At 65.9% G+C, this 13910-nt stretch carries 13 protein-coding genes and 1 pseudogene; 9 read left to right on the top strand and 5 right to left on the bottom strand.

All coding sequences use genetic code 11. The features are described 5' to 3' along the window. Positions 1–97 precede the first annotated feature (97 nt). Both EO174_RS05720 and EO174_RS05725 read left to right on the top strand, forming a co-directional pair. Complete coding sequence (locus EO174_RS05720; RefSeq protein WP_126942954.1) at positions 98–1027, top strand: CPBP family intramembrane glutamic endopeptidase; 930 nt, start codon at positions 98–100, stop codon at positions 1025–1027. A gap of 295 nt (positions 1028–1322) precedes the next feature. Continuing rightward, positions 1323–1784: a DUF4126 family protein gene (locus tag EO174_RS05725; protein ID WP_164738995.1), complete on the top strand. Its 462-nt coding sequence runs from the start codon at positions 1323–1325 to the stop codon at positions 1782–1784. A 143-nt stretch (positions 1785–1927) separates the two neighbouring features. On the opposite strand, the gene EO174_RS05730 is transcribed toward EO174_RS05725, so the two are convergent. The 3 genes and pseudogenes from EO174_RS05730 to EO174_RS05740 form a co-directional block, all read right to left on the bottom strand. Continuing rightward, on the bottom strand, positions 1928–2323 hold the full coding sequence (locus EO174_RS05730; protein ID WP_104649268.1) for a VOC family protein: 396 nt from the start codon (positions 2321–2323) through the stop codon (positions 1928–1930). A gap of 91 nt (positions 2324–2414) precedes the next feature. Further along, positions 2415–3389: a glutathione S-transferase family protein gene (locus EO174_RS05735; protein WP_126942957.1), complete on the bottom strand. Its 975-nt coding sequence runs from the start codon at positions 3387–3389 to the stop codon at positions 2415–2417. 174 nt (positions 3390–3563) lie between these two features. Beyond that, positions 3564–4344: pseudogene (locus tag EO174_RS05740) on the bottom strand (SPFH domain-containing protein). 429 nt (positions 4345–4773) lie between these two features. Between EO174_RS05740 and EO174_RS05745 the strand changes: the two are divergent. The 3 genes from EO174_RS05745 to EO174_RS05755 all read left to right on the top strand — a co-directional run bounded on the left by EO174_RS05745 (position 4774) and on the right by EO174_RS05755 (position 8491). Beyond that, entirely contained in the window at positions 4774–6360 is a 1587-nt protein-coding gene (locus EO174_RS05745; protein ID WP_126942960.1) for an SDR family oxidoreductase, read from the top strand. Between the two features lie 192 nt (positions 6361–6552). Then, on the top strand, positions 6553–7578 hold the full coding sequence (locus EO174_RS05750) for an alpha/beta hydrolase (protein ID WP_126942963.1): 1026 nt from the start codon (positions 6553–6555) through the stop codon (positions 7576–7578). Positions 7579–7864: 286 nt separating this feature from the next. Then, positions 7865–8491, top strand: coding sequence for a GntR family transcriptional regulator (locus tag EO174_RS05755; RefSeq protein WP_206515043.1), 627 nt, complete (start codon positions 7865–7867; stop codon positions 8489–8491). A 43-nt stretch (positions 8492–8534) separates the two neighbouring features. On the opposite strand, the gene EO174_RS22875 is transcribed toward EO174_RS05755, so the two are convergent. Further along, entirely contained in the window at positions 8535–8777 is a 243-nt protein-coding gene (locus EO174_RS22875) for a hypothetical protein (RefSeq protein ID WP_164740101.1), read from the bottom strand. A gap of 110 nt (positions 8778–8887) precedes the next feature. On the opposite strand from EO174_RS22875, the gene EO174_RS05765 reads away from it, so the two are divergent. The 4 genes from EO174_RS05765 (at position 8888) to EO174_RS05780 (ending at position 11741) form a co-directional block, all read left to right on the top strand. Continuing rightward, complete coding sequence (locus tag EO174_RS05765; protein WP_016903879.1) at positions 8888–9028, top strand: lasso peptide xanthomonin 1; 141 nt, start codon at positions 8888–8890, stop codon at positions 9026–9028. 48 nt (positions 9029–9076) lie between these two features. After that, positions 9077–9223 (top strand): benenodin family lasso peptide, encoded by a 147-nt coding sequence (locus EO174_RS05770; protein WP_104573314.1) that lies wholly within the window; start codon positions 9077–9079, stop codon positions 9221–9223. Positions 9224–9333: 110 nt separating this feature from the next. Further along, positions 9334–10008 (top strand): lasso peptide biosynthesis B2 protein, encoded by a 675-nt coding sequence (locus EO174_RS05775; RefSeq protein WP_126942966.1) that lies wholly within the window; start codon positions 9334–9336, stop codon positions 10006–10008. Next, a complete protein-coding gene (locus tag EO174_RS05780) occupies positions 10008–11741 on the top strand; it encodes a lasso peptide isopeptide bond-forming cyclase (protein ID WP_126942969.1) in 1734 nt (577 codons plus the stop codon). The genes EO174_RS05775 and EO174_RS05780 overlap by 1 nt, the downstream gene beginning before the upstream one ends. 70 nt (positions 11742–11811) lie before the next feature. On the opposite strand, the gene EO174_RS05785 is transcribed toward EO174_RS05780, so the two are convergent. Then, positions 11812–13893 carry an Atxe2 family lasso peptide isopeptidase gene (locus EO174_RS05785; RefSeq protein ID WP_241239971.1) on the bottom strand — a complete coding sequence of 694 codons (2082 nt, stop codon included), beginning with the start codon at positions 13891–13893 and terminating at the stop codon, positions 11812–11814. Positions 13894–13910: the final 17 nt, after the last annotated feature.

Genomic DNA, 13910 nt, shown 5'->3' on the forward strand with positions numbered 1-13910 from the left:
AGTGCAACAGCGCGCATTCGCCAGCCGTATCGCAGTCGTGGCAGACGCCTCGTCCCGTTCAACCACCCGCTAGCAACCACCCACAGGCCCCCAACCCATGCACGCACCAACGCCGGCGGTTTCCAATAGCGCACTGACCACACACGGCCACGCGTCCCACCGCATTGCGCTGGGCGAGCGCAACTTCCTGCAGCCCGGCCGCCTACGCTGGCTGCGGGCGATCGGCTGGGCAGTCCTGCTGCTGGCGGCGGTCGCCACGCTGGCGCCCATGGCCGGCAGGGCCGTCGGCAGCCTGCTGCCCAAGGACTCCGGGCCGCTGCAACTGATTGCCAGCCTGGTCGGTATCGCGGTGGGCTTGGCGGTCTACGTGGTGGCGGTGCGCCTGGCCGAAGGACGGCGCGCCAGCGAGCTCGCACTACGCCCGATGTTGCCGCAGCTGAGCATTGGACTGTTGATCGGCGCGGCCATGTTCGCCGCGGTCATGGGCATCATGGCGCTGTTCGGGCTGTACGACATCCAGGCGCTTGGCCCGGCGCCGGCCTGGACGGCGGTGCGCAAGGCCTTGCAGGCCGGGGTGATCGAAGAGCTGTTGTTCCGCGCCATCTTTCTGCGCCTGGTATGGCGCGCGTTCGGCCCGTGGGTGGCGTTTATCGCCTCTGCCGCGCTGTTCGGTTTCGGCCATATCGCCAACCCGCATGCAACGGCGTTTGCGGCGATTTGCATCGCACTGGAAGCAGGCATCCTGCTGGGCGCGTTCTATGCCTTGACCGGCCGCATCTGGATGTCGATCGGCGTGCATATCGCCTGGAACTTCACCCAGGGCTATCTGTTCGGCGCGGCGGTCTCCGGGACCGACATGGGCCCGGCCATTGCCCGCAGCACGGCAACGCCCGGATTTCCGCAATGGCTCACCGGCGGGGCCTTCGGCCCGGAAGCCTCGCTGCCCGGCGTGCTCATCTGCCTGGCGGTGGGTCTGTCGGTATTGTGGCTGGCGTGGCGCGCGGGCAGCTTTGCAAAGCAGCCCTGACCGGCCCTGGCGATGGCAACGCGCTGCCGCGCCCGCATGGCCAGGCAGCGCGCCGACACGGGCATGGCCTTGCCGGCTGCTGCCGCACGCCCGCACCACTACCCCGGCATGGATCGACCTGCACCTTCCCCCACGCGTCAGGCAACACCGCCCTCCCGCCAGGCAGGCACATCGCACTGGCACCGCCTTGCCATCGCGCAGACATCCGGCCTCCTAGGCTCTGGGCATCGACAACCCGACGCATGCCTGCCGGCTCCACATTGGCGCCAGGCAGCATGCTCCTGCAGAGGTGCACATGGCTTTGATCCACTCCCTCCTGATGAGCGCCGTCGCCGGCATGCGCTCGATGACCCCGCTGGCCGCAGTGGCCAACGCTGCGCGCACCGGCAAGCTCCCCGCCGACAACGGCGCGCCGGCACTGCTCGCCAATCCCCTCGCATCGGCCGGCATGCTGGCGCTGGCCGGTGGTGAGCTGGCCGGCGACAAGATGAAAACCGCTCCCGACCGCATCGTGTTGCCCGGCATGATTGCCCGCATCGCCACCGGCGTCATCGTCGGCACCGCGCTGGCACCGCGCCATCAGCGCGGCGTGGCTGCCGTGCTGGGCGCGACCACCGCAGTGGCGGCCGCCTACCTTACCTTCAACGTGCGCATGCGCGCGATCGAACGCTATGGCCAGACCAGCACCGGTGTGGTCGAGGACGCGATCACGGTGGGCGCTGCGACGCTGATCATGCGCGACGCGGCAAAGCACTAGCCCAACACCCGGTGCCTGGGTCCGTCACCTGACGCAACTGCGTGCCGCGCCGCGGCGACGGTCACCCCACCGTCGCCCTGGCGCAGCAACAGCACGATGCCCGACAGCGCTGCGGCATGTCGCCGCAGCGCAGGTATCCGGGTCTAGACGGGCCGGTAGATCGCACAGAGCTTGTTGCCATCCGGGTCGCGCACGTAGGCCAGCCAGACCGCTCCCATGCGGCTCTCACGCTCGCCCGGCGGATCCTCGATGGACACCCCGCCTGCAGCCACGGCCGCGTCGTGGAAGGCCTGCACCTGCTCTGGCGAACTGCAGGTGAAACCGACGGTGGCGCCGTTGCCGCTGGTCGCCGGTGCATCGTTGATCGGCTCGCTGACGGCGAAGGTGCTGCCGGCATGGCGATAGAACAGCCGCACATGGCCGGAGCCGGCAGTGTTGACCAGCGGCGCGGGAGCGCCGAAGACGCCGCCGAGCACCGCATCGTAGAACTGCCTGGATCGCGCAATATCGTTCGATCCCACCATCACATGATTCAGCACTGACCGCTCCTGTTGGTCACCAAGGCGCACAGCTTAGTGCACGCCATGCGGCAGTGCGCCCGAGCGCTGCGCCGTGCAGCCGCCGGTTGCATCAGCCACCACGCCCATGCGGCGCCTGCAGATCCAGCACCGGCCCCAGCGGCACGATGCCGGTGGGGTTGATCAGGTCGTGGCTCTGGTAGTAATGGCCTTTGATGTGCTGGAAATTCACCGTCTCTGCGATCCCCGGCATCTGGTACAGCTCACGCAGGTAGCCGGAGAGCTGCGGATAGTCGGCAATGCGCCGCAGGTTGCATTTGAAGTGGCCCACGTACACCGCGTCGAATCGCACCAGCGTTGTGAACAGGCGCCAGTCCGCTTCGGTGAGCTGGTCGCCGCACAGATAGCGGTGCTCGCCCAGGCGCGCCTCCAGCCAGTCCAGTGTCTCGAAGAGCGGCACCACGGCTTCTTCGTAGGCGGCCTGCGTGGTGGCAAAGCCCGCCTTGTAGACGCCGTTGTTGACGGTGTCGTAGATACGCGTATTGAGCGCATCGATCTGCTCGCGCAACGGGGCCGGATAAAAGTCACCGTCGGCCGCACCAACGGCATCGAAGGCGCTGTTGAACATGCGGATGATGTCGGCCGATTCGTTGCTCACCACCGTGTTGCGCTCGCGGTCCCACAACACCGGCACGGTCACGCGCCCGGAGTAGCGCGGATCGGCGTTGAGATACACCTCATACAATCGCTTGGCATGGTGAACCGGATCGGCGATAACGCCCGGACCAGGATCGAACGTCCAGCCCTGGTCGCGCATCAACCAGTTCACGACCGATACGTCGATCAACGACTCCAACCGCTTGAGGCGGCGAAAGATCAAGGTGCGATGCGCCCACGGGCAGGCCAGCGACACGTACAGGTGATAGCGGCCGGGAGCAGCCTGAAAGCCACCCTCCCCGTGCGGACCAGGGCTGCCATCGCGCGTCACCCAATTGCGGAACTGCGATTGCGAGCGCTCGAAACGTCCGCCGCTCTTGTTGGTGTCGTACCAACTGTCCTGCCACTTGCCGTCGACCAACAGGCCCATGCTGCATTCTCCGCTACACCAGTAGGCCGCAACCCTAGCCCAGCCGATTTGGAGAGTGCGTGAGTGGGCCTGCTGGCATGAGCAACCGCGACCAGCCATCTGCGCTGCAAGACCGGAGATCAACGACTGCAAGGCAATCGCGGCCCCTGCACCGCATGCGGCCGGCAACGCGCGCTATCTGGCAATCACCGACGTGCCGGAAGGCACCATATAGCAGGCCTGCGCCTTCTTGCAGGTATCGGCGTTGAGCTCGGCGATCTGGCTGGCCAGGTACTGCTCGGGCGTCAGACCCATGCGATTGCGGTACGCATTGTCGGCATCGGCCTTGGCCACCTGCTCCTGTTCACGCTGCCGCTCAGCCGTGGTGGCCTCGACCAGCGTCTTGACCCGCTGCTGCTGTGCAGCGGTCAGGTTCATCTGCTGCAGGACATCCGGGTTGGGACGTGCGCGGCCCAAGGTGATGTTCTGGATCTCGATCGGCAACTGCTGCTCCTTGACCAGCGCACGCACGTTCTGGGTCACCGAATCGTCGATCTGTCTGGCGGTATCGGGATCGCTCATCATCCTGGTCATGTCGTAGCGCTTGACCTGGTCGCGCACGATGGACGCATATTGGCTGGCGACATTGGTTCTTGAACCAACCCTGCCCGAACCTGGACAACAACAACGCCGGCGCGGTGATGCGATATTGAATCTGGGTGGAGAAGTCCAACAGGATATTGTCGCTGGACGAGAAATCGTCAAAAGCCACCTGCACCGTCTGTGGCGTCACATCCACATAGGTGACCGACGTGGTCAACCACGCATACGTCCGACCTGGCTCACGCACATCGTCCAGGCGAACGCCACCCTTGCCGAAGAACATCGGTTTATCCACCAACACGGCCTTCTGGCCCGGATCGGGCGAGACAACGGTACAGGCACAGAGCAAGCTGGCCAGCGCAGCGGCCAGCACGAACGTCTTCATCGATTTCCCCCTTGAGCGGTCGGGCGTCACTGCCGTTCCGGTGTGTTGCGAAGGTTACCTAAACTCCCGCGCATTGGCACCGGGGCCGCCCTCGCTCGAGGCTTCAACCACTGGCAGAACGCCAACTGCCTGCCATGACTGCGACGGTTCCCTCGCCACCTGCCGCGAGCGGCCGATCCAGCTGCGACACGACAGCGCACCCAAGTCCCGATCAAAACGTCCCTTGGCCGCCCTCCCCTCCGCCCCTCTCCATTGGCGCCAACCCATCACAATCGGCGAAAATAGCGGACGGCCGCACCACCGGCCAGCGGCGTGCCGTCCTCGTCCGCTGTACAAAGGCTCACCGTCCATTGCGCTCTCCTGTCGGCTGCCCGCCGCACTCGTCACGGCTTGCTGCCGCTCACTCCCGGATCCATCTTGAACACCAACGCCCCACTCCCGCCCGCCGACGACCTGCCCCTGACCGACCGCCTGCGCGCGGCGCTGGACCTGCTGGAGGCCATCGAGGCCGACCGCAGCGTGCTCGACACCCTGCCCGAGGCCGACCGCGTGCGCCTGCACCAGGTGGTGGCCAGGGTCTACCACCCCGAGCCCAAGGCGCGGCGGCAGCTGCTCAAGCAGCGCGAGCGCGAGCGGCACCAGGAGAAGGTGCGCAAGGCCGAGGCGCTGCTGGAGCAGCGCGGCATCCGCGCACTGCGGCGCAAACCGGTGTTCAGCACGCCGAACTTCTTCCCGCCGCATGCCGCCGGCCTGCACGATGCGCACAACGGCGAAAACGCCACTGCCGCACCGGAGCCCACGCATTCGCCGGAGCTGCGCCACTGCTACGTGTGCAAGCAGAAGTTCACCCAGCTGCATCACTTCTACGACCAGATGTGCCCGACCTGCGCCGAGCTGAACTACTTCAAGCGCACCGAAACCGCCGACCTGCGCGGACGCGTGGCGCTGCTGACCGGCGGCCGGGTCAAGATCGGCTACCAGGCCGGCCTGAAACTGCTGCGCGCCGGTGCGGAACTGATCGTGACCACGCGTTTCCCGCGCGATTCGGCCGCCCGCTATGCGCAGGAGCCGGACTTCAACGAGTGGGGCCATCGCCTGCAGGTGTTCGGCCTGGATCTGCGCCATACCCCCAGCGTGGAAGCGTTCTGCAGCCAGCTGCTGGCCACCCGCGACAGGCTGGACTTCATCATCAACAATGCCTGCCAGACCGTGCGCCGCCCGCCGCAGTTCTACGCGCACATGATGGCCGGCGAAACCGCCGCGCTGCATGAGTTGCCGGACACCGTGCGCAACCTGGTCGGCCATTACGAAGGCCTGCGCACGCCCGAACCACTGCGCGATGCCTCGGCGATGGCGCTGCCGGCGGTGCATGGCCGCGGCCTGGACGGCGCCGATGGCCTCACCCGCGCCGCCGAGCTGTCGCAGGTGGCGTTGCTGGACGACGAACTGGTTGGCCAGCAGCACTTGTTCCCGGAAGGACGGCTGGACCAGGACCTGCAACAGGTGGACCTGCGCGGGCGCAACTCCTGGCGCCTGCTGATGGACGAAGTGCCCTCGGTGGAGCTGCTGGAGACCCAGCTGGTCAACGCCATCGCGCCCTTCATCATCAATGCGCGGTTGAAGCCGCTGATGCTGCGCACGCCCGAGCGCGACAAGCACATCGTCAACGTCTCGGCGATGGAAGGGCAGTTCTACCGCAACTTCAAGACCACCCGGCATCCGCATACCAACATGGCCAAGGCCGCGTTGAACATGATGACGCGCACCTCGGCGGCCGATTACCAGAACGACGGCATCCACATGAACAGCGTCGACACCGGCTGGGTCACCGACGAGGATCCGGCCGACATCGCCGCGCTCAAGGTCCAGCAGGAACGCTTTCACCCGCCGCTGGACATCGTCGACGGCGCCGCCCGCATCGTCGACCCGATCATCCACGGCGCCAACACCGGCGAGCATGTGTGGGGGCAGTTCCTCAAGGACTATGCGCCCACCGATTGGTGAGCGCTGTCTGCAGCCGGGGCTTCGCGTGATGCCGCCAGCGGCACGAAGCACGCGCCGCTGCGATCTCGCAACAGCGATTGCAAGCGGCGTCCGCCGCAGATGTTGCGGCCATGTGCATAACGGCCGAGCTCCCTTTTCACCCCATTGACTGTGCCACCGCTAGCGTCAGGGTCAACCAACCGAGACGCACACATGACAGAGCACGGCAAGCCCAACCCGATCATCGACACCCTCTCCAACGTCATCGGCGCCATCCGTGCCGACGACGACATGCACGACCTGGCCCAGGCCCACGATGCGCTCGAACCCAAGGCCATCGAAAAGCTCACGCCGGCCGAAGCCCGGCAGCAGCCAACCATCGCCGATGCGGTCAAGAAGCTGCTGCAGGACCAGGGCAAGACCGCCGACCCCGAGGTGCTGGTACCCGGCGTCAAGCGCACCTCCCACACCCTGGAAACGCCTTCCGGCAATCTTTCTGCCTTCGTCTACACCCCGCAGGGCGGCACCGCACTGCCGGTCATCGTCTATTTCCACGGTGGTGGCTGGGTGATCGCCAATGCCGAGGTCTATGACGGCGGCGCGCGCGGGCTGGCCAAGGAAACCGGCGCCATCGTGGTCTCGGTCGACTATCGCCAGGCGCCCGAACACAAGTTCCCCGCCGCCTGGGACGACGCGCTCGCCGCCTACGAATGGGTGCTGGCAAACGCGGGCAGCATCGGCGGCAATCCGCAGCGCGTTGCCCTTGCAGGCGAAAGCGCCGGCGGCAACCTGGCCATCGCCACGGCCGTGGCCGCACGCGACAAGGGGCTGCAGGCACCGACGCATATCCTGGCGGTGTACCCGGTCGGCCAGACCGGCAGCCTGCACACCGAGTCCTACATCGAAAACGCCATCGCCAAGCCCTTGAACAAGGCCATGATCGAGTGGTTCGTGGGGCACCTGATCCGTAACGACGCGGACAAGGCAGATACGCGCCTGGACCTGGTCAACGCCAACCTGCGCGGCCTGGCACCGGTGACGATCATCAACGCCACCATCGACCCGCTGCGCAGCGACGGCGCCAAGCTGGAAGACGCCCTCAAGGAGGCCAATGTACCGGTCGAGCGCGAGGTCTACACCGGCGTGACACACGAGTTCTTCGGGTGTGCCGCAGTCGTTGCCAAGGCAAAGGCTGCGCAGGAATATGCGGGCAAGCGGCTGCGTGAGTCGTTTCGCTAAGCAAGCCACGGTGTTTGGCACGCTGGTCGTGCCACGCGACAGCAGGAACAGATAATGTTCAAACGAGGGCCGCCCTGGCAAACCAGGCGGCCCTCTTTTAGTGGCCTCAGTTTGGGCGTTATAAAAACTCTTACTGTCGGGGCAGCGTATTGGCTCGCAGCCTGACTCGTACGCGGCACGATGTGACAAGCCCGGGACCAAAAGGACTACTGCGGCAACTCCTGCCGCAGCCATTGCATGTACGATCCAGCCAGGGGAGGCGTCGCGGTCAGACAAGGAGTTCGTCATGAGTGAAATCCACTCCAAACGTGCAGTTGCCTATGCGCAGGTCAGGCGCGCACTGCAGTCCGGGCGGTATCCGCCCGGTCAGCGCATCGACCCGGCAAAGCTGGCCACCGAGTTGAAGATCAGCTCTACGCCAGTTCGCTTTGCGCTGTATCGCCTGGTCGGCGAAGGCCTGCTCATCGATCACGCACGCTATGGCTTTCAGGTGCCGCTGCTCACCGAGGTCGCGTTGCGGGACCTGTACGACTGGATGGAGCGCCTGTTGCGGATGGCCTGCGATATCGGCGTTGCATTGGTGCCGCATGCCCCTGGCGAGCCGGAATCCACCAGTGCAGCGACAGACGTGGTCAAGCAGACCTGGAAGCTCTTCGATGCCATCGCCCGTGCCACCGCACACTGGTCGCTGCACCACGCAGTCAGGCAGACCAATGACAAGTTGGCCCCGGTGCGACGTGCCAAACACGGCCTGCTCGACGGGCTCGAGGAAGAACTGGCAGAGCTCACGCTGCACTGGCAGCAGCGCGACCTTGCGGCGCTGCAAACAGCGTTGCATGCCTATCACGTACGCCGCATCCAGGCCGTGCCGCGCATCGTGGCGGTCATGCATGAGCGCAGCCGTCAGGTTTGATAGCGCGGCCACGCTGCTGCCAGTGCAGCGTGACCCTGCGGCGCTAAGTGCTGTGCTGCATGCCTACCATGCGCGTCGCATCCAGGCCGTGTCGCGGATCGTGGCGGTCATGCGTGAGCGCGGCCGTCAGGTTTGACAGCTCGGCGCTGACTGTCGCCAGCGCTACGCCTCGCAAGATCCACATTCTGTGCTGGCGCACCGCCGGCAGCGTGCGCCTGATGTGGAATGAATGGCGCGATGCGACGCCACCGGCCAGGCTTGCACGGTCATCTTCGATGGCGGTCACACAGTGCATTTAATCATGACGGTGTTACGACTTAATCATTTGAAAATCAATACACCCGTTTTCTAACGTGTCTGCGTCATGGATCCCCATGGCACAACCAGGAGACAGCGATGAACATCAATGACACCACCCACAGCGATGCATCCAGCGAGATCACGGTGCTTGGCGTTGCCAGCACCGACACCAAGGGCGGCCCGCTCGCTGGCGAAGAAATCGGCGGTTTCAATGTGCCGGGCATTTCCGAAGAGTGAACCCGAGGCGTGCCTGAGCGCACGCCTCTTCCACCAGGAGTAGAGACCATGGATACCAGCAACAACGACGCGCATACCACGACGTCTGGCCAGGATCTCATCGTACTTGGCATCGCAAGCCTGGACACGCAGGGCGGGCCATTGGCAGGCGAAGAAATGGGCGGCATCACCACGCTGGGCATCAGCCAGGACTAAGCACTGCCAACGCGCGGCAGTCGCCACTCGGCCGTACATGCCGGTGAGCCACTTCCCAGGCCACGGGGCGCACTGCAACGGTGCGCCCCTTCTCTCTCAAGGACAGCGCCATGCAACGCTACACATTGCGCGACGACCTAGCGTTCTGCCGCATTGGCGAGCGCCTGGTGTTCCTGGATATCGGTAATGACCGCTACTTCCGTCTGCCCGAGGCACTGGAGCACTCCCTGCTCACCTATCTGGCGCAAGACCCGGTGTCAGACCTGGAGATCAACGACCTTGTCGAACGGGGACTGCTGGTGGAACGGTCGCAAGCGACCGTAGGCCCGCAGCCTTCCGTCATACCTGTTGCGCGTAGCGCGATGGAAATGCCCGTGCCGGCGCGACGACCACAGCTGCTTGAAAAACTCGAGGTGCTGGCACTTGTGCTGTCCACACGCCTGGCATTGAAGCGCAACCCGCTTGGCAGGGTCCTTGGCAGCCTCTCCGCTGCAGCACAGGGTCGGGGGATGCAGCAACGCCCGCTCGCCGAACTCGAGCAACGGCTCACCGATGCGGCATCCGTCTTCCGGCGCGCACGCGTGTGGGTGCCGCTCGAGATGCGCTGCCTGCTCGATTCAGTCGCATTGGCAAGATTCCTGCGCCGGCGCCAGCTCGGCGCCCAGGTTGTCTTCGGCGTCGCACTCGATCCGTTTTCGGCCCATTGCTGGGTCCAGACAGGCGATCTGGTCTTGAACGACACGGTCGGCAACGTCCACGCGCATACCCCCATCCGGGTGGTGTGATGTACCGCTACATCGCCTTGTTCAACCATGCGCAGGCACACCGCGATGGCGACCGCGCCGCTGTCGATGCGTCGCTGCGACAGATCGGGTTACAGCTACGGCAACGCGCTGGGCACATCGACCTGTATGCATCAGACGACACGCCCGTGCTCGACCTGCCTGGTGGTGGCGCACTGATCGGCCATGTCTTTTCGCAGCGCGACAACGCCCCCTTGGTCGACGGCGCATGGCTGCATGCGTTGTCCGCAGCGCAGCGGACGCGGCACCTGATCGATGCGCACTGGGGCGAGTACCTGCTGTTGCATGCACCGCACGCGGACCCGAGCGCCATCACCGTGATGCGCGAGCCTTCCGGCGGCGTGGCATGCGTCTACGCGCTACAGCATGGCTTTATCACTTCAGACATCTCGATCGCCACGCATGCGGGTGTGTACACGCGTGAGATCAACTGGGACGCCATCGCCCATCATCTGCACTACCCGCACCTCAAGACCGAGCGCACCGGGCTTGTTGGCGTACGCGAATTGCTGCCGGGCAGCCAGCTGTGTCTGCAGCCCGACCGCAGCAGTCTCGAACACGTCTGGAACCCGTGGGATTTCGTCGCAGCCTCTCGGCGCCGGCACGACCCACTTGACGCACAGGCACAGGTGCGTCAGGCGGTGGCCTCCAGCGTCACCTGTTGGGCGCAGACCGATGCGTCCGTGCTGCTGGAGCTCTCTGGCGGCCTGGACTCTTCCATCCTCGCCGCATGCCTGAAAGACACCGCCGCGCGCGTGGCGTGCTGCAATCTGGTCACGCCGGTTCCTGGCGCCGACGAGCGGCACTATGCCCGGCAGATGAGCGATCTGTTGGGCACCGAGCTGATCGTGCGCACCCTGGGACTCGACGCTGCACCGGTCGATTTCGCACCGCCGGCACACGCGGTCGGGCCCAGCACCTGGTTTCTGCAGCATGCCTCCAATGCGCTGAAAGAAGCGATCGGCACGCAGCTGGCCATCACCAGTTTCTTTTCCGGCGGCGGTGGCGACACCGTGTTCTGCAACACCAGAACCGCCGCGCCCGCCGCAGATGCCTTCCGTGCAGGCGGCCTGCGCGCCGGCGTCAGCGCAGTCCATGCGCTTGCCGAACTGCACCAGTGCACGCTCTGGAAAGCAGGCAGGTTGACGATCAGGAAACTCCGCGCCAAGGCCGGGCCGCCGCGCACGCCAGAGCGATCGTTCCTGCCAGGCACGCAGGCTGCGGTTCCGTTGCAATCGCATCCCTGGTTCGATGCCCCACCCGACAGCCTGCCCGGCGACCGCGAACGTATCTTTGATCTGGCCGGCACCCAAGTGTTCCGCGATGGACTGGCGCGCAGTGCGTCGTGGCACCTGCGCATGCCGCTGCTGTCGCAACCGGTGGTGGAAGCCTGCCTGACGGTGCCGAGCTGGATGTGGATCGCTGGCGGCCGCAATCGCGCCGTGGCACGCGATGCGTTTGCGGATGTGCTGCCTGCACAGATCCTGCATCGCCGCAGCAAAGGCACCTTCATGAACTACTCCGGCGCGGTCTATCGTCGGGGCAGGCAGCAGATCCGCGATTATCTGCTGCAGGGTCGGCTTGCAGGCCAGGGCCTGCTGGATGCCGATGCCCTGCGCCACCATTTCGACCATACATTGGCCGACGGCGACCACAGCGTCATGCGCATCTTCGACCTGTGTGCGGTCGAGAACTGGGTCCGTCATCAGCGCTGACATTGCCTGCGCTGCGTAGATGCGTGCCGCCCGCATGCCAGCGGACCACGCGTCAGCCGCACCACGCACGCTAGTTGCCACGCGCCGGCAGTGCCGCCTTGATTGCACGCCAGCGCGCGTACTGGGCGGCCTTTTCCGGTGCAGGGTCCTGGTAATCCTGCAACCAGAAGCGGAACCAGTCGACGTTGCGCGCATACACGGCCAACTTGTGCCGGGGCTGGAACTTCTGGTGCGGCTCGTTTGCAAACACGTACAACTCGGCGCGTTCCGCACGCAGCAATGGAATCAGGTAGTCCAGCGCGTACAGATACTCCTGCTCGGAATGCTGGAACAGGATGGGCGCGCGAATCCGCTCCAGCTTGAACGCCGGCGACAGTGCCTTCCACCGCTCGGGTGTCTGCTCCGGTGCACCCAGGCCCCACATCTCGCGCAGCCCCTTGAGGAAGGGCTCGCCCTTCATGCTGCCGAACAGGTAGTACGACGGCGACACCACCGGGTTGGCCACCGAAGCCGCAGCCAGCAGGTTCGACTCGGTCGCCGTCCACAGGGTCACCGCACCGCCGAAGCTCAGCCCGCCCATGCCCACCCGCCTGCGATCGATGCCCGCCTGCGACGACAGCAAGGCCACCGCGCTTTCCACCGCCGCCAGTCCTTCGCCGTGGCGTTCCACCGCATCCATGGTGTAGCCGGGCAGCTGGTTGATGCACAGCGCTGCGATGCCCACCTGCGCCAACGCGGCCAGCGGCCACTCATCGCCCACGCCACCGCGCACGAAGCCCGGGCAGCTGTAGTAGGTGACAAACATCGGCACCTGGCCGTCGCCGTGGCCGTGTGCCGCAAAGAACTGCCCGCTGTAGTGCCGTCCGCGGGTATCGGCCCACTGCAACAGGCGCGCCGGCGTCGCGTTTGCCATGTCCACCGCCAACGCCGCATTGGGGTCGAACAGGACGCCGCGCGTGCCGCTGTCCAGCGCGATGCGTTCCAGACGTGGCGGGCGGTCGGCATCGGCCGTCACACAGACCAGTGCCGTGGCTGATGCCCCACAGTGTGCCGATGGATCGCGCCCGCCATTGATCAACCCGCCGCCCTGCACTACCAGCTGCACCTGGCCGCTGGCCGGGTCCCAGCGGTGGATGGATTGCGCAAGCCCCAAGGCAGGATCGGTGATGGTGAACAACACCTCCGCACTGCCCGGGCGCCACTGCACTGCAGTGATTGCCTTTCCCACGCAGGCCGCTGCCATACAGCGCACGGCCTTGCGCGCATGTGCACCGGGCAATACTGACAGCGCCACGTCCGGCCGGGACAGCTGCCCACTGCCGTCGCCCACGCGCGACAACACCGCTACCGCACCGCCTTGTGGCGCGCGCGCAGATTTCCACACATCGCCGACCAGGCCGCGCAGCGCGCTGACGTCGGGCTCTGCGTCAGGTCGCTGCGCATCGGCAAGCACCTGTGTGGCCCCAGTCGCCAGTTCCAGTGCCATCCACCGCGCCGGCACCCCGGCCGACAGCCCGGTACGATCGAACCACACCGAGCCGAAGCGCTGCGTGGCCAGGCGCCCGTCGACATTGCCGGAACGGAACAGGCCCTGCCCGAGCGGCACCGTCTCGTCGATCCGGATGCCCTGCGCATACTCGTCCTGCTCTGCCGACAGCACCTGCGCGCGCGTCGCACCGATGCGGTAACGCAGAACGCGCCCGTCCGCATCCAGCGCGAACTCCTGCACATCCGCCGCATCGTGCGTCACCGGCTCCGCCCCGGAACCGTCCGCCGCCGCGCGCCAGACCGCGATGACGCCATCGATCAACGCGCGGTAGTACAGCCAACGGCCATCCGGCGACCACAGCACCTTTGCAGGCAAGGACCCGCCTGCCGAATCGCGCAGCGGCACACCGCCATCGGCAATGCGTCTGGGCGCGGCATCCTGCAGGCCCTGCACATACCAGACGCTGTCGTAGGTATTGCGCTGCACCGCTGCCTGCTCGGTGCGAAAGGCCACACTGCGGCCATCCGGCGACAGCGTGGGGCTGCCGATATCCACCACCTCCAGCAAGCGCTGGGGCGATACCGTTTGGGCGTGGCACACGCACGCACCTGCCGTCATCAGCACGCCTGCAAGCAGCAGGCGCCAGGTTTCTTGATTCCTCACGCACACACTCCTCTCAG

The organism is Xanthomonas sp. BRIP62418, from assembly GCF_003993495.1.
GTDB lineage: Bacteria > Pseudomonadota > Gammaproteobacteria > Xanthomonadales > Xanthomonadaceae > Xanthomonas > Xanthomonas euroxanthea.

Excerpts from the sequence above, each read along its gene's own strand:
- EO174_RS05750 (WP_126942963.1), top strand. The coding sequence starts at position 6,553 with ATGACAGAGCACGGCAAGCCCAACCCGATCATCGACACCCTCTCCAAC.
- EO174_RS05770 (WP_104573314.1), top strand. The coding sequence starts at position 9,077 with ATGGATACCAGCAACAACGACGCGCATACCACGACGTCTGGCCAGGAT.
- EO174_RS05735 (WP_126942957.1), bottom strand. The coding sequence starts at position 3,389 with ATGGGCCTGTTGGTCGACGGCAAGTGGCAGGACAGTTGGTACGACACC.
- EO174_RS05775 (WP_126942966.1), top strand. The coding sequence starts at position 9,334 with ATGCAACGCTACACATTGCGCGACGACCTAGCGTTCTGCCGCATTGGC.
- EO174_RS05755 (WP_206515043.1), top strand. The coding sequence starts at position 7,865 with ATGAGTGAAATCCACTCCAAACGTGCAGTTGCCTATGCGCAGGTCAGG.
- EO174_RS05780 (WP_126942969.1), top strand. The coding sequence starts at position 10,008 with ATGTACCGCTACATCGCCTTGTTCAACCATGCGCAGGCACACCGCGAT.
- EO174_RS05720 (WP_126942954.1), top strand. The coding sequence starts at position 98 with ATGCACGCACCAACGCCGGCGGTTTCCAATAGCGCACTGACCACACAC.
- EO174_RS05765 (WP_016903879.1), top strand. The coding sequence starts at position 8,888 with ATGAACATCAATGACACCACCCACAGCGATGCATCCAGCGAGATCACG.
- EO174_RS05725 (WP_164738995.1), top strand. The coding sequence starts at position 1,323 with ATGGCTTTGATCCACTCCCTCCTGATGAGCGCCGTCGCCGGCATGCGC.